The sequence below is a fragment of the Achromobacter spanius genome (assembly GCF_029637605.1).
Classification (GTDB): Bacteria; Pseudomonadota; Gammaproteobacteria; order Burkholderiales; family Burkholderiaceae_B; genus Achromobacter; species Achromobacter spanius_E.
Genome location: NZ_CP121261.1, coordinates 3,321,291 through 3,344,158, shown reverse-complemented (window position 1 = coordinate 3,344,158; position 22,868 = coordinate 3,321,291). Strand labels below are relative to the sequence as shown.

23 protein-coding genes are annotated in these 22,868 nt (G+C 63.1%); 14 read left to right on the top strand and 9 right to left on the bottom strand.

Features of this window, described 5'->3' with window-relative positions:
* Nucleotides 1-108 precede the first annotated feature (108 nt).
* A complete protein-coding gene (locus tag P8T11_RS14855) occupies nucleotides 109-462 on the bottom strand; it encodes a MarR family winged helix-turn-helix transcriptional regulator (protein ID WP_326494518.1) in 354 nt (117 codons plus the stop codon).
* 431 nt (nucleotides 463-893) lie between these two features.
* Between P8T11_RS14855 and P8T11_RS14850 the strand changes: the two genes are divergently transcribed.
* The 11 genes from P8T11_RS14850 (at nucleotide 894) to P8T11_RS14800 (ending at nucleotide 11,737) form a co-directional block, all read left to right on the top strand.
* Nucleotides 894-1,817 (top strand): tRNA U-34 5-methylaminomethyl-2-thiouridine biosynthesis protein, encoded by a 924-nt coding sequence (locus P8T11_RS14850; RefSeq protein WP_268081225.1) that lies wholly within the window; start codon nucleotides 894-896, stop codon nucleotides 1,815-1,817.
* Between the two features lie 38 nt (nucleotides 1,818-1,855).
* Nucleotides 1,856-2,668 carry a tRNA U-34 5-methylaminomethyl-2-thiouridine biosynthesis protein gene (locus P8T11_RS14845; protein ID WP_268081226.1) on the top strand — a complete coding sequence of 271 codons (813 nt, stop codon included), beginning with the start codon at nucleotides 1,856-1,858 and terminating at the stop codon, nucleotides 2,666-2,668.
* A gap of 51 nt (nucleotides 2,669-2,719) precedes the next feature.
* Nucleotides 2,720-4,198, top strand: coding sequence for a 2-hydroxymuconic semialdehyde dehydrogenase (locus tag P8T11_RS14840; RefSeq protein WP_268081227.1), 1,479 nt, complete (start codon nucleotides 2,720-2,722; stop codon nucleotides 4,196-4,198).
* A gap of 7 nt (nucleotides 4,199-4,205) precedes the next feature.
* Nucleotides 4,206-4,637 carry a RidA family protein gene (locus tag P8T11_RS14835; protein WP_268081228.1) on the top strand — a complete coding sequence of 144 codons (432 nt, stop codon included), beginning with the start codon at nucleotides 4,206-4,208 and terminating at the stop codon, nucleotides 4,635-4,637.
* A 32-nt stretch (nucleotides 4,638-4,669) separates the two neighbouring features.
* Nucleotides 4,670-5,530: an alpha/beta hydrolase gene (locus P8T11_RS14830; protein WP_268081229.1), complete on the top strand. Its 861-nt coding sequence runs from the start codon at nucleotides 4,670-4,672 to the stop codon at nucleotides 5,528-5,530.
* Between the two features lie 31 nt (nucleotides 5,531-5,561).
* On the top strand, nucleotides 5,562-6,527 hold the full coding sequence (locus P8T11_RS14825) for a Bug family tripartite tricarboxylate transporter substrate binding protein (RefSeq protein WP_277550111.1): 966 nt from the start codon (nucleotides 5,562-5,564) through the stop codon (nucleotides 6,525-6,527).
* Between the two features lie 215 nt (nucleotides 6,528-6,742).
* Nucleotides 6,743-7,444: a response regulator gene (locus P8T11_RS14820; RefSeq protein ID WP_268081231.1), complete on the top strand. Its 702-nt coding sequence runs from the start codon at nucleotides 6,743-6,745 to the stop codon at nucleotides 7,442-7,444.
* Nucleotides 7,437-8,753 (top strand): ATP-binding protein, encoded by a 1,317-nt coding sequence (locus tag P8T11_RS14815; RefSeq protein ID WP_268081232.1) that lies wholly within the window; start codon nucleotides 7,437-7,439, stop codon nucleotides 8,751-8,753. Before P8T11_RS14820 ends, P8T11_RS14815 begins: the two co-directional genes overlap by 8 nt.
* 125 nt (nucleotides 8,754-8,878) lie before the next feature.
* Nucleotides 8,879-9,835: a glycosyltransferase family 9 protein gene (locus tag P8T11_RS14810; protein ID WP_268081233.1), complete on the top strand. Its 957-nt coding sequence runs from the start codon at nucleotides 8,879-8,881 to the stop codon at nucleotides 9,833-9,835.
* Nucleotides 9,810-10,967: a glycosyltransferase family 4 protein gene (locus tag P8T11_RS14805; RefSeq protein ID WP_268081234.1), complete on the top strand. Its 1,158-nt coding sequence runs from the start codon at nucleotides 9,810-9,812 to the stop codon at nucleotides 10,965-10,967. The genes P8T11_RS14810 and P8T11_RS14805 overlap by 26 nt, the downstream gene beginning before the upstream one ends.
* Complete coding sequence (locus P8T11_RS14800; protein WP_268081235.1) at nucleotides 10,964-11,737, top strand: alpha/beta hydrolase; 774 nt, start codon at nucleotides 10,964-10,966, stop codon at nucleotides 11,735-11,737. The genes P8T11_RS14805 and P8T11_RS14800 overlap by 4 nt, the downstream gene beginning before the upstream one ends.
* Before the next feature lie 4 nt (nucleotides 11,738-11,741).
* On the opposite strand, the gene P8T11_RS14795 is transcribed toward P8T11_RS14800, so the two are convergent.
* From P8T11_RS14795 to P8T11_RS14770, 6 genes are all read right to left on the bottom strand, one after another.
* Nucleotides 11,742-12,059, bottom strand: coding sequence for an NIPSNAP family protein (locus P8T11_RS14795; RefSeq protein ID WP_268081236.1), 318 nt, complete (start codon nucleotides 12,057-12,059; stop codon nucleotides 11,742-11,744).
* A 36-nt stretch (nucleotides 12,060-12,095) separates the two neighbouring features.
* On the bottom strand, nucleotides 12,096-13,094 hold the full coding sequence (locus P8T11_RS14790) for a Bug family tripartite tricarboxylate transporter substrate binding protein (protein ID WP_268081237.1): 999 nt from the start codon (nucleotides 13,092-13,094) through the stop codon (nucleotides 12,096-12,098).
* Nucleotides 13,095-13,179: 85 nt separating this feature from the next.
* Nucleotides 13,180-14,865, bottom strand: coding sequence for a thiamine pyrophosphate-binding protein (locus tag P8T11_RS14785; RefSeq protein ID WP_268081238.1), 1,686 nt, complete (start codon nucleotides 14,863-14,865; stop codon nucleotides 13,180-13,182).
* 128 nt (nucleotides 14,866-14,993) lie between these two features.
* Nucleotides 14,994-15,893, bottom strand: coding sequence for a helix-turn-helix domain-containing protein (locus P8T11_RS14780; protein WP_268081239.1), 900 nt, complete (start codon nucleotides 15,891-15,893; stop codon nucleotides 14,994-14,996).
* A gap of 171 nt (nucleotides 15,894-16,064) precedes the next feature.
* Nucleotides 16,065-17,114: an alpha/beta fold hydrolase gene (locus P8T11_RS14775; protein WP_268081240.1), complete on the bottom strand. Its 1,050-nt coding sequence runs from the start codon at nucleotides 17,112-17,114 to the stop codon at nucleotides 16,065-16,067.
* 213 nt (nucleotides 17,115-17,327) lie between these two features.
* Nucleotides 17,328-17,615 (bottom strand): hypothetical protein, encoded by a 288-nt coding sequence (locus tag P8T11_RS14770; protein ID WP_268081241.1) that lies wholly within the window; start codon nucleotides 17,613-17,615, stop codon nucleotides 17,328-17,330.
* Nucleotides 17,616-18,004: 389 nt separating this feature from the next.
* On the opposite strand from P8T11_RS14770, the gene P8T11_RS14765 reads away from it, so the two are divergent.
* Together P8T11_RS14765 and P8T11_RS14760 are read left to right on the top strand one after the other, a co-directional pair.
* Nucleotides 18,005-18,631, top strand: coding sequence for a glutathione S-transferase family protein (locus P8T11_RS14765; protein ID WP_268081242.1), 627 nt, complete (start codon nucleotides 18,005-18,007; stop codon nucleotides 18,629-18,631).
* A gap of 45 nt (nucleotides 18,632-18,676) precedes the next feature.
* Nucleotides 18,677-19,987 (top strand): MFS transporter, encoded by a 1,311-nt coding sequence (locus tag P8T11_RS14760; protein WP_268081243.1) that lies wholly within the window; start codon nucleotides 18,677-18,679, stop codon nucleotides 19,985-19,987.
* 19 nt (nucleotides 19,988-20,006) lie between these two features.
* Here the strand turns inward: P8T11_RS14760 and P8T11_RS14755 are convergent, their stop codons facing one another.
* Nucleotides 20,007-21,020: a helix-turn-helix domain-containing protein gene (locus P8T11_RS14755; RefSeq protein WP_268081244.1), complete on the bottom strand. Its 1,014-nt coding sequence runs from the start codon at nucleotides 21,018-21,020 to the stop codon at nucleotides 20,007-20,009.
* A 193-nt stretch (nucleotides 21,021-21,213) separates the two neighbouring features.
* Between P8T11_RS14755 and P8T11_RS14750 the strand changes: the two genes are divergently transcribed.
* On the top strand, nucleotides 21,214-21,984 hold the full coding sequence (locus tag P8T11_RS14750; protein ID WP_268081245.1) for an aldolase: 771 nt from the start codon (nucleotides 21,214-21,216) through the stop codon (nucleotides 21,982-21,984).
* A 118-nt stretch (nucleotides 21,985-22,102) separates the two neighbouring features.
* On the opposite strand, the gene P8T11_RS14745 is transcribed toward P8T11_RS14750, so the two are convergent.
* Nucleotides 22,103-22,861 carry a SapC family protein gene (locus tag P8T11_RS14745; protein ID WP_268081246.1) on the bottom strand — a complete coding sequence of 253 codons (759 nt, stop codon included), beginning with the start codon at nucleotides 22,859-22,861 and terminating at the stop codon, nucleotides 22,103-22,105.
* Nucleotides 22,862-22,868: the final 7 nt, after the last annotated feature.

Below are 22,868 nucleotides of genomic sequence, written 5' to 3'. Positions count from 1 at the left end.
CAAAGCGTCAATTGCCCGCTCTTGTCAATTGCCCGCCCTTGTCAGTTGCCCGCCCTGAAGTGCGCCGCGTCATGCCATACGGGCGGGCGCACGCCCGGTGTTCAACCGTCAATCAGGTGTGGGCGCGTCCGCCTCATTGTCGTACTCGGCGATCAGGCGCAGGCATTTGACGAACAGGCCCCGGTATTCCTCGGGCAGGCGAGCCAGCAGTTGGTCTTCCACCACCACATCGCGCGGCATCACTCTACCTAGCAGGTCCAGCCCGGCCGGCGCCACGTACAGCTGGTAAGCCCGGGCATCCGTCGGAGACGGCCTGCGCTCGATCAGCCCGCCGCCATGCATGCGTCTTACCATTTCGGCGACCGTGTTGCGGTCCATCGCCAAGCGTTCCGCCAAGGCATTTTGGCTAAGCCCCGGCTCTTGGTAAAGCAGGACCAAGGCGGCTTTCTGTCTGGGCGTCACGCCTTCGCCTGAAAACGTCGTAGCGAAGATTTCCTCGGCCTTGAAGTGAGCGCGTCGCAAGAGATGCGACGGCACATCTTCAAGCCGGAAATTCCGCAGCAGTGCGTCGACTTCCGCCGCGGCGGGTGAGGACGAAACCGGGGATGGGGCGGTCTTGGAGGAAGGTGAACGGGCCATTGTGATCGGAGAGTTCTACGGTTGATTGGAAATATTAAGATGGGACCCCGCGTAGTTACAATAGCATGTATACGTACAAGATAAGAGGTTTTCAATAAGTACTTTTACCGCGTGCAATATGAATTTATAGGGTTATTCCCCGTTCATTGGCTTGTTGCTCCGCCCTAATATAGTACGCATACGTCCAATAAGGCCCGTTCCGCTGGGTACCGCGGTGGGAGTTGCGTTTCAACTGTCAATCAAGGAGCTTCACCATGAGCGAAGGAATGATTCTTTCCGGCTTCCTGGCGCCGCATCCCCCGCACCTGGTCTACGGCGAAAACCCGCCTCAGAACGAGCCTAGGTCCGAAGGCGGCTGGGAACCGCTGCGCTGGGCGTATGAGCAGGCACGCGAGAGCATTGAACGCATGAAGCCTGACGTGCTGCTGGTCCATTCCCCGCATTGGATTACGCAGGTGGGCCACCATTTTCTTGGCGTGCCACGGCTTACCGGACGATCGGTCGACCCCATCTTCCCCAACATATTCCGCTATGACTTCGGCATGGACGTGGACGTCGAACTGGCCGAGGCCTGCTGCGCAGAGGCCGCCAATCTAGGCCTGGTCAGCAAGATGATGCGCAATCCGAAGTTCCGGCCCGACTACGGAACGATCACCACGCTGCATATGATCCGACCGCAATGGGACATTCCTGTTGTGGGCATATCCGCCAACAACACCCCGTATTTCCTTAACACCAAGGAAGGCCAGGGCGAGATGGATCTTCTGGGCCGCGCCACGCGAGAAGCGATCCGCAAGACCGGACGCCGCGCCGTCCTGCTGGCCAGCAACACCTTGTCCCACTGGCATTTTCATGAAGAACCGGAGCTGCCCGAGGACATGACCAAGGAACATCCCGAGCGCTACGACGGCTACAAGTGGGATGTGCGCATGATCAACCTGATGCGGCAAGGCCGCATGAAAGAAACCTTCCAGCTTCTGCCCCAGTTCATCGATGAAGCCTTCGCCGAAGTGAAGTCTGGCGCCTTCACCTGGATGCACGCCGCGATGGGCTATCCCGAACTTGCCGGCAGGTTGCATGGCTACGGCACCGTCATCGGCACCGGCAACGCGGTGATCGAATGGAACCTTCAGGAAGCGGGCCTTTCAAGCCTGACGCCGGCAGCCCAGGCCGCCTGATCGCGCGGCTTGGAAGGAAAAAGGAAAGGGGAAAAATCATGAGCATCGTATCCGCGTTTCTTGTACCCGGCAGTCCGCTGCCGCAGTTGCGTCCCGACATTGCGCCGTGGGGCCGCCTGCGAGACGCCTTGGCGCAGGCCGGGAAATCGCTGGCCGAGTCCAAACCTGATTGCGTGCTGGTCTATTCCACGCAATGGTTTGCCGTGCTGGACCAGTTGTGGATCACGCGGGCACGCAGTACCGGACTGCATGTCGACGAAAACTGGCATGAGTTCGGCGAGCAGCCGTTCGACATTCATTCGGATTCAGCCCTGGCGCATCGCTGTGTCCAAGCCTGCAACGACGCAGGCATCAAGACGCGAGGCGTCGACTACGACCAGTTCCCGATCGACACGGGCACGATCACGGCGACCACGCTGATGAACTTCGGTTCATCGTCGCTGCCGGTCGTCATCGCGGCAAACAATCTTTATCACAGCGCCGAGCAGACCGAGCAACTTGGCGCCATCGCCGCGTCCGCCTTGCAGGACAAGCGTGTGGCGGTGGTCGGCATCGGTGGTCTGTCCAACAGCATGTTCCGCGACAACATCAACCTTCAGGAAGACCACATTCTTTCGGAAGCTGATGACACCTGGAACCGGCGTTTGCTCGCCCTGATGGAAAGCGGGGATGTGCAAGCGCTGCGCGCAAGCCTTCCCGACTATGCCAAGGAAGCGCATCCGGACATGGGGCTGAAGCAATTCCATTGGCTGCTTGGCGCGATGGGTGGGAATTTCAAGCAGGCCATCGTGCATGCGTACGCGCCGCTGTATGGCAGCGGCGGCGCCGTCGTGGAGTTCAAGCTCCAGTAGCGCCTATCAATAGGGCTTGCCTAGCGGGCCCGACCTTGCCAAGGAGCAGTCGTGTTCAAGCAGTACAGAAATTTCATCAATGGCCGGTTTGTCGATAGCGAGAAGCGGTTTGCCGGCATCAACCCGGCAACCGGCGTCCGCTTTGCAGACGTGCACGAGGCCACTCAGGCAATGGTCGACGAGGCCATCGCCGCGGGCCACCGGGCGGTGCGCGGCTGGGGCGCGACTTCGGTTGCCGACCGGGCCGACATGCTCTACCGCATCGCCGACGAGATCGATCGGCGCGCGGACGACTTCCTGGAGGCAGAGGTCAGCGATACGGGCAAACCGGTGACGCTGGCGTCCAAGCTGGATATCCCGCGCGGCGCGGCGAATTTCCGCATCTTTGCGGACATCCTGAAGACGGCGCCGCTGGAAACGTTTCGCACCGAGCTGGCCGATGGCGCCCACGCCATCAACTACGCCGTCAGAAAGCCCTTGGGCGTGGTCGGCATCATTTCGCCGTGGAATCTGCCTCTGCTTCTGTTCAGTTGGAAAGTCGCGCCCGCGCTTGCGTGCGGCAATGCCGTGGTCGCCAAGCCATCGGAAGAAACGCCGGGCACGGCCACGCTGCTTGCCGAGGTAATGCAGTCCGTCGGGCTGCCTGACGGCGTGTTCAACCTGGTGCACGGCTTTGGCCCAAACTCGGCCGGGGAGTTCATCACCAAGCATCCGGACATCAGCGCCATCACCTTTACTGGTGAATCGAAGACCGGCACGGCCATCATGCACGCCGCCGCCGACGGCGTGAAGCCGGTGTCGTTCGAGCTGGGCGGAAAGAACGCGGCCATTATCTTCGCCGACTGCGATTTCGAAAAAACCGTGGAAGGGATGACGCGCGCGGCGTTCCTGAACAGCGGCCAGGTGTGCCTGTGCTCCGAAAGAATTTTTGTTGAACGGCCCATCTACGACCGCTTCGTGGCCGCGCTGGCCGAGCGCGCCAAACGCATCAAGCTGGGCGATCCCACCGACGCGGCTACGGACATGGGGCCTGTGATTTCAGCGGCGCATCGTGACAAGGTGCTTAGCTACTACGCGCTGGCGCGAGAAGAAGGCGCGCAGTTCATCGTGGGTGGCGGCACGCCCAGCTTCGGCAATGCGTTGGATGGCGGCTTTTGGGTTGAACCCACCTTGATCGCCGGCTTGGCCGATGACGCGCGCTGCGTGTCGGAAGAGATTTTCGGCCCCATCGGCCACATCACGCCTTTTGACACCGAAGCGGAAGTCATCCGCCGTGCCAACGCCACGCCGTATGGCCTGGCAGCGACGATCTGGACCAGCAACGTGAACAAGGCGCACCGCGTTGCGCAGTCCATGAACGTTGGCATTGCCTGGGTCAATGCCTGGTTCCTGCGCGACCTGCGCACACCGTTTGGCGGTAGCGGTCTGTCCGGCATTGGCCGCGAAGGCGGGCTGCACTCGTTGAATTTCTACTCCGAACTCACCAATGTCTGCATCCACGTGGATGCGCCGGATGTCGTCAATGACTGAGAAAACCATGAGCAAAAGCAATGTGTCGTCAGCCGTCGTCGAAGGGCGCGCGCAGCCGCGCGGCAAGTTCCCTCACGTGAAACGTGCCGGTGATTTTCTGTTCGTTTCGGGCACCAGCTCCCGGCGCGCCGACAACAGCTTCGTGGGCGCCGAGGCTGACGCCATGGGCGTGCTGGATGCCGATATCCGCGCGCAGACTCGCGCGGTCATCGAGAATATCAAGGCGATTCTTGAAAGCGCGGGCGCCAGCCTGAAAGACCTGGTCGAACTCTCCACGTACTTGGTCGATATGGGCGACTTCAAGGGCTACAACGAGGTCTACGCCGAATACTTCGACTACGACGGCCCCGCCCGAACCACCGTGGCGGTGCACCAGTTGCCGCATCCGATGCTGCGCATTGAGATCAAGGCGGTGGCCTACAAGCCGCTATCGCTTTAGCACAACCGAAATCACTTCAGCGCGGTCCAGATATGAGCTTTCCCCATCTTGCCCCACAGCCCCCGCTATATCCCCCAGAGGCCGAGGACTACGCGCGGGCGGCGCTAGCGCTGTCCGCTGCCGCCGTACAGCGATGCGAACGTGTCGCGGACATTCAATATGGCGACACCGCCGCGCACCGGCTCGACGTTTACCCCAGCCGAAACGCACACGGACAAGCCGGCCCGGTGCTGGTCTTCGCGCATGGCGGCGCGTGGACGAACGGCTACAAGGAGTGGGTGGCATTGATGGCCCCTGCATTGGTTGCCGCCGGTATTACGTTTGTCTCGGTCTCGTATCGGCTTGCGCCGCGCTTCAAGTGGCAGGCGCTTCTGGACGATTGCCTGTCAGCGATCTCGTGGGTGCATCGGAACATTCACGAGTATGGCGGCGACCCAGGCCGCATCGCGCTTGGCGGGCATTCGGCGGGCGGCCACTTGATGACGCTTGCCGCGTTAAGCGTCAACGGTCTGACGAGCCACGGCATCCCTGCGTCGTCGATCGTCGCGTGCTTTCCGCTGTGTGCGCCGCTTGATATCCGGTATCCCGACCGGCTTCCGGACAGCGGGGAAGAACGCACGCATCAGAATCTTCTACATGACGCTTCGGAAGCGGCGCTGGCAAGTCCCGTGTGTCTTCTGGATCAAGACAGCCCCTTTATGTTGCTGGCCTATGCCAAGGAAGACTTGCCAAGGATCGTCAAGGGCAATCAAACGATGGAAGCCGAGCTGCGCCGGCTGCAACGACCCTGCGAAACCATGGTGCTGCCGGGGGATCATTTTTCTCCGGCGCTTGCGGCGGGGGAACCGGGGTCGCCCTGGATGAATCGCCTGATTCAAATTCTGCGCGGATGACGTGCATTCAAAAAGTAGCTTGGAGAATCCCATGAAAATTTCCCGATGGATCGCGCTTTTGGCGATCACATTGTCTACGGCCGTGCACGCGCAATCCTGGCCGAACAAACCCATCAAACTCATCATTCCCTACGCGGCGGGGTCTGGGCCTGACGTGGCGACGCGGCCCGTTGCCGAACAGATTGGAAGAATCCTCAAACAGCCCGTCATCGTGGAAAACCTGTCGAGCGCCGGAGGAATCGTGGGCACCCGCACGGTTGCAAAGGCGGCGCCGGATGGCTACACGTTCGGCTTTGGCAACAACATCACCTTGGCTGTCAATGCAAGCTTCTATAGCAGTTTGCCCTATGACCCGATCAAGGATTTTGCGCCTGTCGGCTTGCTGTTCGACAACCCTTACATCCTTGTCGCGGGCAAGAACTTCAAGCCGAATTCCATCTCGGAGTTGACGGCGTATATCAAGCAGAACCCCGGCAAGGTGAACTTCGCCTCGGGAACCGGGGTAGGTTCGGGTAGCCATCTGACGGGCGAAATGATGAAGGCGGTTGGCGCGCTGGATATCACCCACGTGCCGTATCGCAGCGGGTCCATGGCGCTGTCGGATGTTGTCAGCGGGCGGGTCGACGTCATGTTCGATAACGTGAACGGCGTCCAGCAGTTCATCAACGACGGAACGCTGAAAGCGTTTGCGGTCACCAGTTCGAAGCGCCTGGCGACCATGCCGGATGTTCCAACAATGGCTGAATCTGGTTTTCCGAACTTCGAAGCGGTGGCTTGGGGCGGGATTGTGGCGCCCAAGGGAACGCCGGATGCCATCATCAAGCGCATGAACGAAGCGATCGGGCTTGCCCTCAAGACCCCCGAAGTCGAACGGGCCAACGCCACAATGTCGCTCAACCCGCTTGCCTCAAGCCCTGAAGCATTCACGGCGTTCATTGCCACGGAAACCAAACGCTGGGCTGAGACCGTCAAAGTTTCCGGCGCAAGGGCGGAATAGCGACGGTCCGCGCACGACGACCACCGCTTGTCGTGTCTTGGCGAAGGCGGTGGCGGCGTTGCGGTAGTTCTTGCATTGGGCCTGGTCATGCCCGACTTCGACGCGCGGGAATGGGCTGCCGCGCGGCGCGGCTGCCACGCAGAATCTCGATTCTTTCGGTGTATGCTTGCCGCGCAAATGCACCGTAACGGTGCAAGAACTTTAGCCCGGACACCATGACCAAGGCCTTGTTAGTCGAAGACGATCCGAAGCTCTCGCGCCTGATTGCGCAGTTTCTGGAACAGCACGGTTTCAATGTCGCCCAGGCCTATCGCGGTGATCATGCCGTGGAGGCGTTTCGCCGCCACGAGCCGGCCATCACCATCCTGGACCTGATGCTGCCGGGCCGCGATGGCTTGCAGGTATGCCGTGACCTGCGCGCGTTTTCAAGCGCGCCCATCCTGATGCTGACCGCTCGCGAAGACGACCTGGACCAGATTCTGGGGCTGGAATCCGGCGCGGACGATTACGTCATCAAGCCGGTTGAGCCGCGCGTGCTGCTCGCACGGATTCGCGCCCTGATGCGCCGCCACAACCAGACTGACGCGCAGCCGGATCATCTGGCGTTCGGTCCGCTGTCCATCGACCGCCAGACGCGCGCGGTCAAGCTCGCGGGCGTCGAGCTTGACCTGACCACCATGGAATTCGAAATGCTGTGGGCCTTGGCCAGCCAGGCCGGTCAGGTATTGACGCGCGACGATCTGCTGAACGCCGTGCGCGGCATCGAATTCAATGGGCTGGATCGCAGTGTGGATGTGTGCGTCAGCAAGCTGCGCCGCAAATTGGACGATGATCCGCGCGACCCCACCCGCATTAAGACCATCTGGGGCAAGGGCTATCTGTTCTCGCCCAAGGCGCACGAGCTTGGCGATGCTTAAGTTCGTCCTGCGCATCTTCGTGGTGCTGGCGATTGGCTTTGTGCTGTCCAGCGAAGTGGTGGACCGGGCCGCGAACTACTTGTTTGAGCCCGAGACGGCGAACTACACGCGCGAAGCGGTGCGCGGCCAGTTGCACAGCCTGAAGCAGGAACTGGCCAACGTGCCGCCGGAGGCGCGCCGCGATTATGTGCGCGACACGCTGGCGCCGCATTACGGTTTGGCCTTGCAGGTGCTGGACCCCGCCGACTACCACGCGGCGGATTTCGCGCTGACGGATGAAGAGTGGCGCACCATCGATGCGGGCGGGTTCTTCCTGCGTGACAAGCAGATGAGCTTCGTCGCGGCCATTCCGGGGCCGGGCGCGCAATGGCTGCTGGTCAAGATGCCGCCCGAGCCGTTGGTCGGCACCTGGGTAATTGTTGGCGTCTATTCCGCGTTGGGCTTGCTGCTGTGCGGGTTCATGCTGCTGTGGGCGCTGCCGATTTGGCGAGACCTGGAAGCACTGAAGACCGCCGCGCAGCACATGGGGCAGGGCAATTTGCAAGCGCGTGTCCGGTTGTCGCGTTTTTCCAGCATCCGTGGGCTGGGCGACACGTTCAACCAGATGTCCGATCGCATCAGTGCGCTGATCAGCAATCAGCGCGACCTGACCAACGCGGTGTCGCATGAACTGCGCACGCCCATTTCCCGGCTGTCGTTCGAGTTGGACATGATCGACCGTGAACCCGACCCGGCGGCGCGCAGCCGCCTGGTTGAGGAAATGAAAAGCGATGTGGCCGAGCTGGACAGCATGGCGTCGGAATTGCTGATGTATGCGCGCCTGGAACACAAGAGCGACAACGTTCCGCTTCAGTCGCTGGATGCGCGTGGCTGGGTTGATGCCGTCGTACAGCACGCGGCATTCGAAGCCGGGCCGCTGGGCGTGCAGTGCACCGTTACGCAATGCGATGTGGACGAGGTTCAGCTGCACTCGCGCTACATGACGCGTGCCTTGCTCAACCTGCTGCAGAACGCGATCCGGCACGCGGGCGGGCAGGTTCAGGTCGGCTTGACGCGTCCGGCGCCACATCAGTACGTGCTGACGGTGGACGACGACGGGCCAGGCGTGCCGCCCGCCGATCGTGAACGCATTTTCGAGCCCTTCATCCGCCTGGATGAAAGTCGCGCGCGCGGCACGGGCGGCACGGGCCTGGGGCTGGCTATCGTCAGCCGGGTGGCGCGGTGGCATCACGGCACGGCACTGGTGGCCGATAGTCCGCTGGGCGGCGCCCGCTTCGTGATCAGCTGGAACGGCCAGCGAATTGTGTAGTTGTATGAAGCGCGCCTGCATGCTTCTTCACAATCGTTAAAGGGAACCCGGAAGTTTGCCAAGCGCCTCCCGATACATTGCCCGCCAGCGGTCAAGCGGCCGCGTCACCGGCAGGGAGGCCGAAGGTGTCGGAAATCGTTGTGTTTGTCAGAAGCCAGCCGCAGCTAGGCGACCAGATCGTCGCCATGCCCACGCTGTATCAACTCAAGACGTGGTGGCCGTGCCTGGACATCAAGGTGGTTGCCCGTGACAACGTGGGCGGCTTCTATCGCGCGCTGCCCTGGGTTGAGGAGTTTGTGCGCGCTTCGACCTTCAGCGATTACCTGCGCAGCCTGAAAAAAAACACGCGCATATGCGTCAGCCTGCATCACAGCAGCGAACGTTTTGGCTTGGTCAACCTGCTGCGTCGGCCGCCGATCCGCCTGGGCTTCCGTAATGCGCGAATCAGCGACCTGGCCTGGACGCATGGCCACCGCAAGGACATCACCGAATACATTGGCCTGGCCAATCTGCGCCTGCTGGCCTCGTACCGTCCACTTGACCCAGCAAGCGCAACACGCGCGTGCTTTCAGACGCTGGCGCGTCCGCACCTGCGCACCGTTCACAGCGCCGATGTGGTGATGATTCCTGGTGGCGGCTCGGGCGCGTTCAAGCGCTGGAGCCTGGCCAACTACCTGCTGTTGGCCGAGCAGCTCAAGCGGCAGTTGGGCAAAGACACCCGCTTTCTGTTCGTGCTGGGCCGGCAAGAAGACGCGGAACGCGACGCCTTGCTGGCGATGCAGCGGCCCGACCTCGCCATTGCCTATTGCCGGCCGATTCCCGAGCTAAGCGCCATCATGCTGCGCGCGCGCCTGGTGGTGGCCAATGACTGCGGCCCCTCGCATATTGCGCAAGGCGCCTGTGTGCCCTATGTCGGAATCTTCAACGAACCGAATCCGGAATGGTTCTGGCAGCGGCCCGGCGCGGCCTCTGTCGTTCCGCGCCATCCGCAGGACAGAATCGACGCCATCACGCCCGATGACGTGCTGGCCGCCTGCCTTAATGTATTGGAGCATCATGCACATACTGCATACGCTGGCTGAACCCAGCCTGGGCGGACTGGAATTCCGCACCCTGGAGCAGGCAAGCTGGCTGCAAGACCACGGCTACGACGTGGCCATCGCGTCGCCCTCGGGCAGCGCCGTCAGCCACGCGGCGCGCGAGCGCCACCTGACGACCGTGGACATCGACTTCAAGCCGGCGTATTCACCGTTGACCGTCCTGGCGTTGCGTCGCGCCATCAAGGCCTTGCACATCCAGGTCATCGACAGCCATAGCCGCGCCGACGGCAAGACCGCCGCGCTGTGCCGCGACTTGTGCGCGGTCGTCCGAACCCGTCATTTCGCCAAGCCGATGCGCACTTCGCCGCGCCGCAGGCTGGAATGGCACATCGGCTGCGACCACGTCATCGCCACCAGCCAAGTCGGCAAACAGGAACTGCTGGCGGCTCGGCTGGTGCGTGAAGATCGGATCAGCGTCGTGGGCGAATGGGCCGGCGACGAATTCTTCCGGCCGGCTGACGAACCCGAAGCGTGCTTGCGCATCCGGCGCGACCTGCGGATTCCAACCGCCAACGAGGCTTACGTCATCGCAACCGTTGCGATGTTGCGCCCGGAAAAAGGCCAGGCCGACCTGCTGCGAGCGGTGCAACGCCTGCGTGTCCAGGGGGTGCCCGCCGTGGCCCTGGTCGTGGGCATGGCCACCCCCGACACTCAAGCCTATGCGTACGAGCTGTACCGCCTGGCTGTGGATCTGGGCATTGCGGAACATGTGGTGTTCGCCGGCCACCGGACCGATGTGCCCGACATGATCCGGGCGGCTGACGTGGTGCTGGTGCCGTCGGCGGCGGAAGCCTGGTCGCGCATCGTGCCCGAAGCCTACGCCACGGGCCGGCCTGTCGTGGCCAGCAATGTGGGTGGCTTGCCCGAGATCGTCACGCCAGGCAAGACCGGCTGGCTGGCCGCGCCGGGTGACGTCGCGGGGTATGTCGATTGCATCTTGCAAATTCGAAACCGGCCGTGGCATGCGCAAGCCATCGTGGCCAACGCCCACGGGTTCGCGGACACGCATTTCCGCTTGGGCGAAAAGATGTTCCGTACGCTTGAGGCATACCGCCGCGCGATGGACCCCAGTTTGCCCGCTGAAGCCTGCCAGGGTGAGGGGTCGTCGGCGTGAACCTGCCTCACGAGTATCTGCTTGCCGGTAAGGGCGCGCGTGGCCGCACGGGAGTCCTGCTGGTCCACAGCCTGAACGGCACGCCTAAAGAAATGCGCCTGCTGGCGCGCAGTCTGAACCTTCAGGGCTACACGGTGCTGACGGTAGCGCTGGCGGGCCATGGCGGCACGCGAGAACACCTGGAGAACACAAGCTGGCTGGATTGGTTGGCCAGCGTGCGGCGCGGCGCGGATCTGCTGGCAAGCCAGGTCGATCGCCTGGTGGTCGGCGGATTCTCCACGGGAGCGGTGCTGGCGCTGGCCTTGGCACAGGAGCGCCCGTTGCACGTGGCGGGCGTGCTGGCCTTGTCGCCCGCCTTTCGACATGACGGCAAGGGTCTGCCGCGCTATACCCGGCTTTCCTTCCTGCTGCCCGTCTTGCGGGTGCTAGGCATTGGCCAACATCGCGTGTTTCCAGACCAACCGCACCTGGGGCTGTCGGGCACTCCCTGGTGGGCGCTTGCCGAGATCCGAAAGCTGACCGCCTCGGTGTTGCGACGCATGCCCGTACTGCGGGCGCCTTGCCTGGTCATGCATGCCCGGCACGATGACGTCGCGTCCGTATCGAATGCCTTTGAAATCGTGCACCGGGCATGCAATACGAACGTGTCCTTGCAGTTACTTGAAGACAGCGCCCACCTGATCACGATGGGTTGCGAGCGCCGCGAAGTGATCGCGCGGGTGGCGGCGTTTATCAACGGCATTGCCGAGGCAGCCGCGCTTCAGGGGTGAGCACTCAGGGCTTGAAGAACGCCGTGGGCGTCATGAGCCGGCTTACCTGGCTGATCAGATAGCCAGCGTCGGCGCTCTTGGTCAGGTAGCCGGCCCAGGCGGGGTCTTTTTGCAGCGCCTGGCGCTTGGCGTCGCGGTCGGCGGCGCTGTCATAGACCCAGATGTGCATGTAGCTGTTCACGTCGCCCGTCTCGGTCTGCATGTAGGCCAGGGGCTTGCCCAGGTGGCGGCTTTGCACCTCATAGCCGTGCTCGGCATAAAGCGCCAGATGCTTCTTGATGGTGCCGGCGCGGCAGGTGTAGGTACGTACGTCGTAAAGCATGGGGTTTCCTCGATGGATGTTGCGGAAAATTGATCGTCAGTCGGCTGTGGCGCCGGACTGTTTCACCAGCACGCTCCAGCGCTCAACTTCCTGGTTCACGTACTTTTGAAAGGCGGCATGGCCGTCGCCGACGGGGTCGGCGCCCAGCCCCTTCAGCTTGTCTTGCACGGCGGAGTCGGCCACGCCCTGGGTGATGGCCTGCGACAGCTTTTCCACCACGGGGGCGGGCGTGGCTGCGGGTACGAAGAGGCCGAACCACGAGCGGGCGTTCATGGCTGGGTAGGACGTCTCGGAAAACGCCGGCACGTTGGGTAGCGCGGCGTGGCGCTGTTGGCCCGTGACGGCAATGGGCGTCAGGCGGCCGGCCTGTACCTGTGACAGCACTTCGGGCAGGTTGGCGAACATGATCTGGACCTGGCCGCCCATCAGGTCATTGAGCGCTTGCGAGCCCCCTTTGTACGGCACGTGCGTCATCTGCGCGCCCACCAGCGAATTGAACTGGGCACCCGCCAGGTGCGACGCCGTGCCGGTGCCGCCCGACGCGTAGTTCACCCGGTTGCCGTTGGCCTTGACGTAGGCGGCCAGCTCCTCGGGCGTCTTGGCCGGCACCGACGGGTTCACCACCAGCAGCAAGGGCACCGACGCCAGGTTCGACAGGCCCGCGAAGTCGCCCGTCAGGCTGTAATCCAGCTTGTGATAGAGCGTGGAATTGATGGCGTGGCTGGATGTGGCCATCAGCAGGGTGTAGCCGTCCGGCTCGGCGCGCGCCGCCATGACGGCACCGATGTTGCCGTTGGCGCCTGCCTTGTTCTCCACCACTACCGGCTGGCCAAGGCGGGTGGACATGGACTGCGCCACGGTGCGGGCGATTACGTCGGTGGCGCCGCCCGCGGCAAAGGGCACGATGATGCGCAGGGGGCGTTCGGGATAGTCGGCGGCGGCGGCCGATGCCGCGGACGATGCGGCGACTAGGGCCGCGACGGCCATCGTCGCGGTCACGGCCAGCCGCCGCAGGGGGCGCAGGGGGGTATTCATAGTCTCTCTCCAGATGTGGATATTTTTTTATGTGGGCGCCGCGCGCCGTGCTTGCGGCCGGCGCGCGGCAAACCGATCCTGAACGTCAGGCTGCGGCAAGCCGAGCCTTTTCGCGCAAGCTGGTCAGGGTGGCCCGAGGCGTGATCACCTCGGGGTCCAGACTGAGTTCGATCAGATACGGCGACCCGCTATCCAGCGCGCGCGCCAAGGCGGGCGCGAAGCCTTCGTGGCTGTCCACCCGCTCGGCGGGCACGCCGAACGATTCCGCGTAGGCCACGAAGTCGGGGTTGCAAAGATCCGTGCCGATGGTCCGGCCCGGGTAGTGCACTTCCTGATGCATGCGGATCGTGCCGTACATGCCGTTGTTGAACACGATGAAGACGATGGCCAGGCGATGCTGCTTGACGGTGGCCAGCTCCTGCGACGTCATCAGAAAGCAGCCGTCGCCCGCCAGGCACACCACCTGCCGTTCGGGGTGGCGCAGCTTGGCCGCAATGGCGGCGGGCACGCCGTAGCCCATGGCGCCGCTGGTGGGCGCAAGCTGGGTGCGGGCATGGGTGAAACGGTAGTAGCGATGCGCCCAGGCGCTGTAGTTGCCGGCGCCGTTGGTGAGGATGGCGCGCGCGTCCAACCCTTCGCGCAGGGCGACGATGACACGCGCCGGGTCCATGCGCAGCGCGGTGGCAGGCGGTTCCGTATAGCGCAGATAGCTCTGCCGCAGCCCGTCGAGCCAGCCGCGCCACGGGGCCGCGTCCAGCGGGTCCAGTGCGGCGGCCGCGTCCGCGAAGGCGTTAAGGCCCGACTGTATTTTCACGGTGGGCTGATATACCCGACCCAGCTCTTCCGGGCTGGCCAGCACATGAATTAGCGTCTGCCTGGGCACGGGAGATTGCAGCAGCGTATAGCCGCCGGTCACCATTTCACCCAGGCGCGCGCCCACCGCCAGGATCACGTCGGCGTTGCGCACGGCCTCGGCCAGTTCCGGATTGACGCCGATGCCCACTTCGCCCACGTATTGCGGATGGTGGTTGTCGTACAGGTCTTGCCGGCGGAACGAGCACGCCACGGGCAGGCCATTGCGGCTGGCATAGCGGGCCAGGCTGTCCAGGCCCGCGTCGGTCCAGCCCGAACCGCCCACGATCATCAGCGGCCGCCGTGCGCCGGCCAGCAGTGCGCGCATGTCGGCAAGCGCATCGGGTGCCGGGTGCGCCTGCGGAAACTGAATCGTCCCGCAGTCCTGCGGCGCGGCCAATTCGGTCAGCATGTCCTCGGGCAACGCCAGCACCACGGGACCGGGTCGGCCCGACATCGCCACCGAGAACGCGCGGTTCATGTATTCGGTGACGCGCGCGGCGCTGTCGATCTGCGCCACCCATTTGCTGAATTGCCCGAACATGCGGCGGTAGTCGATTTCCTGAAACGCCTCGCGCTCCACCATGTCGTTGCCTACCTGGCCCACCAGCACGATAAGCGGCGTGGAATCCTGAAACGCCGTCTGCACGCCGATGCTGGCATTGGTGGCGCCGGGCCCGCGCGTGACCATGCAGATGCCCGGCCGGCCGGTCAGCTTGCCATGCGCTTCGGCCATGAACGAGGCCGCGCCTTCGTGCCGGCAGGACACCAGGCGGATGCGGTCCCGCTCCGTGTACAGCGCGTTCAGCAGGTCCAGATAGCTTTCGCCGGGCACGCCGAATACCGTGTCCACGCCGTGTTCCAGCAGCGCGCGCACCACATGCTGGCCGCCCGTCATCAATGTTGGGGTGTCGTTCATCGCAGTTTCAATCAGGCCGCTAGGCGGCGGGTTGGGTCTGGATGAACTGTACGCAGCCCGGCGCCGGGCGCGTTAGGACAGATCAGAGCTTGTCTTGCACTTTTTCGCGGATCCGTCCGGCGCGGCCGTCAGCCGATGGGGCGGTCGTACTTCTTGCGGAAATCACCGGCGGTGCTGCCGGTGTGCTTCTTGAAGAAGCGGGCGAAGTAGGAGGGGTCTTCGAAGTTAAGCTGGAACGCGATTTCGTTGATGCTCAAGCCCGTGTTGCTGAGCAGGCGCTTGGCCTCAAGCGCAATGCGCTCTTGCACCAGTTGGCTGGCCGTGCGCCCCACGCTGCGCTTGACGGCCTCGTTAAGCTGACGTTCGCTGACGCATAGCGCGTCGGCGTATTGGCGGATGGCGCTGAATTCCAGATAGTGTTCCTCGATCAGCATGGTGAAGCGCTTCGTCAGCGAATAGCTGGGGCCGGCGGCGGTCTCGCGTTCGTCGGGCGGGTAAAGGCGGCGCAACTGCGTCAGCAGGATCAGCAGATAGGAGCGCACCACGTCGAAGCGCCCGGTCTGGCGGTCCCGCGTTTCGCGTTCGATCTCGTTCAGCAGCGGCAGCATGCCGTCGTGCTGCTCGCGCGACAGATAAATGGCGGGCGAGCCGCCTGCCAAATGGAAGAAGGGAAACTTGGCGATGTCGTCCGCGCGCGGAAACATGTGCGCGAAGAAGTCCGTGCTGATGTTCAGCACGTAGCCGCGCGGCTTCACGGAAGACGTCCAGGCGTGGATCTGGCCGGGCGACAGGAAGAACACCGAGTGGTCGCGCACCTCGTGCTTCTCGAAGTCCAGCATGTGGGTGCCGCTGGCCTCGCTCATCCAGAGCAGATGGTAGTAGTTGTGCCGGTGCAGGAAACCGCGCGGAATATCGTCACGGTCCTGCAGGCGAACAAGATCGAAATAGAACGACCCCTCGCCCGAGAAATCGGAGGTTTCAAAGGTGGGAAACGGTGCCGGGGAGGGCGTGAGTGTGCCTGCGGACAAGCGGGAGTCTCCTGGATGGCGCGCGGGGGGGGGCGGCTCTATTTTTTTGCCATGATAAAGGCAAAAAGCGTTGATGGCTGTGTTCACCGCACCGCGAACCAATCCCCATACAACCTGCACGTGGGACGGGTGATCAACGCCGGGCCAAGAAACGGCCCGGCGCCCGTCACATCAGCGTCCCGCCACCTGAAGCACGGCCTCCGCAAATGCCTGCGGCGCCTCTTGCGGCAGGTTGTGGCCGATGCCGCCGGTGATGGTGCGGTGCTCGTATTTGCCGGTGAACTGCTTGGCGTAGGCAGCGGGGGGCGGATGCGGGGCGCCGTTGGCATCGCCTTCCAGCGTGATCGTCGGTACGCTGATCTTCGGCATCGTTGCCAGGCGCTTTTCCAGGTCGTCGTACTGCGCTTCGCCTTCTGCCAGCGCCAGGCGCCAGCGGTAGTTGTGGATGACGATCGCTACGTGATCCGGATTGTCGAACGATTGCGCCGACCGCTGAAAGGTGGCGTCGTCGAACTTCCACTGAGGCGACGCGAGTTGCCAGATCAGCTTGTTGAAGCCGTCGCGGTTGGCGGCGTAGCCCGCCGCGCCGCGCTCGGTGGCGAAGTAGAACTGATACCACCACTGAAATTCCGCCTGCGGCGGCAGCGGCTTGCGGTTGCCCTCCTGGCTGCCGATCAGATAGCCGCTGACGGAGACCAGCGCTACGCAGCGTTCGGGCCACAGCGCGGCCATGATGTCGGCGGTGCGCGCACCCCAATCGAATCCCGCGATGACCGCGCGTTCGATCTTCAACGCATCCATCAGCGCAATGATGTCGACGGCAATCGCAGCCTGTTGACCGTTGCGAGGCGTGTCCGTAGACAGAAAGCGCGTTGACCCGGAGCCGCGCAAATAGGGAATGATCACGCGGTAGCCGGCGGCGGTAAGGCGGGGCGCCACGTCGGCGAAGGCGTGGATATCGTAGGGCCAGCCGTGCAGCAGGACGGCGACGGGGCCGTTGGCCGGGCCCACATCCACATAGCCCACATCAAGCGTGCCGGCGCGGATCTGGCGGATATCGCTGAATGGCGTGGCGCTGCCAGCGCCTGCCGTGCTCGAAGATGAGGGTGCTGCCTTGGCCAATGCGCTGCCGCTGGCGGCAAGGTTTAGCAGACTGGCGGCCGCCAGTGTCGACGTGGTGGCAAGCAGGCGGCGGCGTTGCGGGTCGATGGGGTTCGTCATCGTGAAAGCTCCATAAAAGTTCGCGGGGTTGGGGGTGCTGCGAACGATTTATAGGGGCTGTGCGATGGCGTTGGGTGTCGGAATGTATGGTGCCCGGGGGCGGATACAGTGCGATGCAAAAAGGGGGATTTCAAACGTGGATGCACGGCTTATCCGCCGCACGTCAATACGAAGTGGGAGCCGCCTGTGAGCTCGGACGGCTCCCGCTGCGGCTCAGTGCCGACTCGATTCCCTTGCCTGATCCAGCATGCCTTCGGTTAGCGTCGCAATGTGGTCGCAAAGACTTTCCGCTCCGCCCATCAGGTCGGATGCCGTGCATGCGTTGAACGCGCCTGCGGGGGCAGCGTCAGTATCCGAGTAATGGTTGCCAACGATGCGCACGATGGCTTTGATGGCTTGGACGCTTCTGTCGATAAGGTAGATATCAGCCAGCCGGACGACGCCGTGTTCCGGGTCGTCGATGATGGTCCAGCGATCACGAGTGTAGGGATGACTATCCAATGCGGCCTCCGTCGTTTGGAAGCCCGCGCCCCGCTGTCATTCGGGGTGGGCGGGCACAAGGCCGGGTGACAGACCGGTAACAACGGAAACCGGCGCACGCAAGCGTGCCCCAGCCAAGGCCCGCCCATAGAGGCGTGCAAAGGCCTACGAACAAAAAGCCGCATTGCTGCGGCGAGTTGTTCGCCGTTGTTAGTGCCGGCTGTCATTCCGGGCGGCCGTTGTTGCGGTCGCGGGTGAAGTATACGGCCACGAACCGCAGCCTGTCGCTTCTGGTCAATCCCCGTGCGCGTGCCGTCAATTCAGCCCGAGCGGGCGCCCCTAACATTCCCTGCATCTTCCCCGCATTCTTCCCGTGCAGGCTATTGATTAGGCGCCACGCCCCGCTCCCCATGATCACGCTCTACGACCATCCCCGATCCGGCAACTGCTACAAGGTGCGCCTCTTTCTGTCCCTGATCAATTTGCCCTATCGGCGCGAATTCATCGATGTGCTGGCGCGCAAGAACCAGACCGACGCGTTTGAACGCATCAGCGCGTGGCGGCAAGTTCCGGCGATCGACGATGACGGCTTGGCCGTTTGGGACAGCCACGCCATTCTGCTGTACCTGGCGCAGAAGCACGCCCCGCAATGGCTGGCGCCGCTGCCTCATAGCGCGCAGATGGTCTCGTGGATATCGGTGTCGGCGAACGAGATTGCCAACAGCTTGCAGCCGCTGCGCCTGACCAAGGTGGTGAGCCTTGCCGAGGCCGCCCATCACCTGGGCGTAAGTGAGGCCATGCTTGATTTGAACGGGCTGCAACAGCGGACCGATCGGTTGCTGGGTTTGATCGAAAAGCGCCTTGGCGCGAGCCCTTGGCTGGCTACTGTACCCAGCGTTGCGGATATCGCCTGCTATGGCTATCTGGCATTGGCCGAAGAGGCCGAGATTGATGTGAACGTCTATCCCGCGATATCGGCATGGCGCCGTCGTATTGAAGAACTGCCGGGTTACGTCGCGCCCGGGCAGGTGACGTAAGCGCAGTTCGCCACGTCACAACGAACAACACACAGGGGAAAAAACATGGAAGCGATCTCTCGACCCGACATGAACGTGGGGGCTGGAAAAAAGCCGAACCTGCTTCGAATATCCGTGGCGACCGTGGTGGGTACGGCCGTCGAAGCGTTTGATTTTCTAGCCTATGGCACGGCTGCGGCGCTGGTGTTCAACAAGCTGTTCTTCCCGCAATTCGACCCGTTGACCGGCACCCTGGCCGCGTTTGCCGCCTTTGCCAGCGGCATGTTGGCCCGCCCTATCGGCGGAATCCTGTTCGGGCACTTCGGGGATCGCATCGGACGCAAGTCCATGTTGACGCTGAGCCTGCTGATGATGGGCATCTGTACGGTGCTGATCGGCTTGCTGCCCACCTACGAGCAAATTGGCGTGTGGGCGCCGATCTTGTTGGTGGCCCTACGTGTTGGGCAAGGCTTGTCGTTTGGCGGCGAGCTGGGTGGCGCCATGCTGATGGCCGTCGAACACGCGCCGCCACGCTGGCGGGGCTTCTTCGGCAGCCTGCCTTTGGTGGGATCCCCGCTGGGGATTTTGCTGTCGGTGGGCGCGTTTTCCTTGGTCACGCGGCTGCCTGAAGAAGACTTCCTGTCCTGGGGCTGGCGCCTGCCGTTCCTTGCCAGCGCGGTGCTGATCGTGGTCGGCATATTGATACGCCGAGGCATCGATGAATCGCCAGATTTTGCCCGCGTCAAATCCGAGCAAACTCAGGTCAAGCTGCCGGTGGCGGAGTTGCTTGGCAAGCATGGCAAGGCGCTGTTGCTGTGTGTGGGCTGCAAGCTGGCCGAAGTGACGCTGATCTACACCTTCCTGGTCTTCTCCGTGTCGTACGCGGTGTCCACGCTGGGCTTCAACCGCTCCGACGCGTTGCAAGCGCTGCTGTACGGCGCGGCGGTGATGACGTTCACCATTCCCTTGTTCGGCATATTGGGCGACCGCTATGGCGCCCGGCGCGTGTGCGGCTGGGGCGGGCTGTTGCTGGGCGTGATGGCTATCCCCATTTTCATGGCCGTGGGCAGTGGCTCGCTGCTGGCCTACAGCGTGGCGGCGTTCGTGGCCATGGCCTTGAACTACGCGATGATGATTGCTCCGCAATCCAGCCTGTATGCGGCGCAGTTTCCGCCGGAGCTGCGGTACTCGGGCTTGTCGATCGGCGTACAGTTCTCGGCGGCAATCGGCGGTGGTTTGGCGCCGATGGTGTCGGCCATGCTGGTGGCGCGCTTTGACAGCATCGTGCCCGTGGGCGGCTACCTGGCCGTGCTGGGCGTGATTGCGGGCACGTCGGCATTCTTGATGAAGCCTACCCCGGCACGGCGCCTCAACTGAGCGCCACTCGGGCAGCCCGCTACGCCTGCGCAAGCATCAACGCGCGATATTTGTTGGGCGGGCTGCCGAAGCGTTGCTGGAAGCAGCGGCTGAAATGGCTGGCATCTTGAAAGCCACAGGACAGCGCAATGTCCTTGACCGCCACATGGGCCTTGCACGGATCAACCAGCGCCGTGCGGGCCAGTTCCAACCGGCGCTCGCGCACATACTGGCCGTATTGAATGCCGCGCATCTGGAACAAACGATGCACCCAGCGGCTGGACGCCCGCAACGCGCGCGCCACCGCCGCGACGGACAAGTCGCTGTCGACGATATGCGTGTCCACGTAGCTGGTGATTGCCTGCCAGCTTTCGATGGGGCCACGCTCGGTGGTCGGCAGTTGCTCCAGCGCCTGGCTGGTGTAGATGGCCGCCAGCAAGGAGATCAGCGCCTGTTCGGCAAACATGCTGGACGTGGGGCTGACCGTGTCGGCTTGCTCAAAGAAGACATGCTCCAAGCAGTGGTGCGCCGTGCGCACCATCGGCAGCGTCGACGCCGCGCGTTGGGCGGTGAACTGCGAGATGTCCTGCAAATGCATGCCCAGCAGATTCAGCAACGATCCCTTGATCACGACGAGCCGGGAATCCGTCAGCATGCGCACTTCAGAAGGCAGCGCCGTCGTACGAAAAATGATGTCGCCCGTTTCCACGGGCAGGCTCGCGCCGTTCTGGCTGATGGTTCCGTGCCCTTCGAGGATGAAGCTGGCCAGAAACTCCGCCCGCATCGCGTCGGCCGCGTGTTCAGCGCGGTGCTGGACCCGCATGGGGGTGGACTCCAGGTTCACGGCCAAGCCGCCCGCGCGCAGCCGGCAAGCCTGCAAATGCAGGCGCGGTTGCAGGGTCAGCGGAAGGAAATCACCCGGAAGCACCAGCTTGTTCAAGCGGGCCTGATAGCCGGATAGTTCGGCTTCGTAGAAGGGACGAAAACGGGGGGCGAAGTTCAGGTCCGGTTCCTGCTGGGAGGCAGCAGGCGGAAGCGATTGGGCAACTTGCATATGGATGGACCCGACTTTCAGCGCGAGCCCAGTGCCCGCAAAACCAAAATCATTGTATCGACGCGGATTGCGCACGCACCTGCCGTTTACCCTAGGCCGTGTCACTCTCGGACAATCGCTGTGCGGTTGCGGTCAATGGCCTGGAAGCCACCGCAAGATGTAATGGCAGTGTTGTGCCACGAGGCATTAGGAGATGGGTGTGGATGACAAGAAACTGCAGTCCGATGCGTTCTTCAAGCGGTCGGCTGACAAGCTGGATTTCGGCAACTGGAACGAGCAGGAAAAGATCGCATTAAGCTGTCGGATCCTGGCCCGGGAAGGGCACTCCGAGACCTTGGCGGGGCAGATCACGGTGAAGAACGATGACGGCACGTTTTTCACGACGGCGCTGGCCCAGGCGTTCGATGAGATCCGGCCTGATACGGTCATCCGCATCAACGACAACATGGACGTGCTGGAAGGAGAAGGCACGCCCAACCCCGCCGTGCGCTTTCACTTCTGGGTGTATCGCAACCGGCCGGACGTGCGCTGCATCGTGCATACGCACCCGCCTTATGTATCAACCCTTGCCATGACCGGCCGCCCGCTGGTGGTCTCGCACATGGACGCCACGCCGTTTCATAACGACTGTGCGCATCTGAAGGAATGGCCGGGCTTGCCGATTGCCGATCAGGAAGGCGTGATCATCTCCGCCGCCTTGGGGGAAAAGCGATGTGTGCTGTTGGCCAACCATGGCTTTCTGGCGGCGACCAGCTCGGTGGAAGAAACCTTGTATCTGTCGGTGCTGATCGAGCGCGCCGCGCGTAATCAGTTGCTGGCGGCTGCTGCCTATGGCGAAGTGAAGCCGGTGGATGATGCGCTGGCAGCGGAGTCGCACGACTTTCTGCTCAAGCCCAGCATCGTGCGCGCCAGCTTTGCGATGTTCGCGCGCCGGATTGAGCGGCAAGACGCCGCACGGGCTTAATGACGGGCTTACCCACGGGCTTACCCACGGGCATAAGCACAGGCATAACGCTGGGCCCGCTACAAAACAAAAAGGCCGGCTCCTTAACAGGGCCGGCCTTGCTCATCCGCGTCGCAAATTACGCCTCGGCGGACGTGTCCTCAACAGCAGCCACCGGCTGCACCTGATTGATCAGTGCGGGCCAGGTGTTGATCGACAGCAGATGGCAGTACACCAGCGGCAGCCAGCCGTTGGCGCGCCAGCGCAGGAATTCTTCGTCCGACAGCTTGTTGAACTTGGCTTCGTCGATCACCTTGAAGCCGGACATGGCCAGGCGTTGGCCGTCGGGCAGGGTGATGTCGGCGCGGTTCTCGATCAGCAGGTCGGCGGCGGCCAGGGCCTGCGCGAACTCCATCGTGTAGGCGTGCTGGTTCTGGTAGTCGCGGCAGAATTCCAGGGCGCTGCGGGCCAGGTCGGTGGGCTCGCCGGCTTCATCGAAGAACGGATTGTCGCGGCCTTCAACCACCGATGCGGCCTTCTCGTCGACGCACAGCGTGAATTGGCTGCGGTCTTCGTTCTCCATGAAGATGAAGGGATAGCGGCGAATGTAGGCCGGGATGTAGGTGCCGGCGCGCCATTGGCCGTCGGCATCAACGAACAGGTTTTCCTGGCCGCGCACACCCAGCACCGCGACGGGCGTGGGCTGCTCACCGTCAGTGAAGACGATGGGGAAATGGCGGCACGCGGTGGGCAGCTCGGTGGCCACCAGCGGCACCGCGTTGGTGTTGGCCGCATAGGCAAAGCCCGTGTTGCCGGCCAGCGACAGGTTGGCGTGCACGCCGGCCGCCAGGGGGCGGGGTTGTTCGTAGAACAGGGGAAGCGAAGTCTGCGTAGTCATGGTGTCG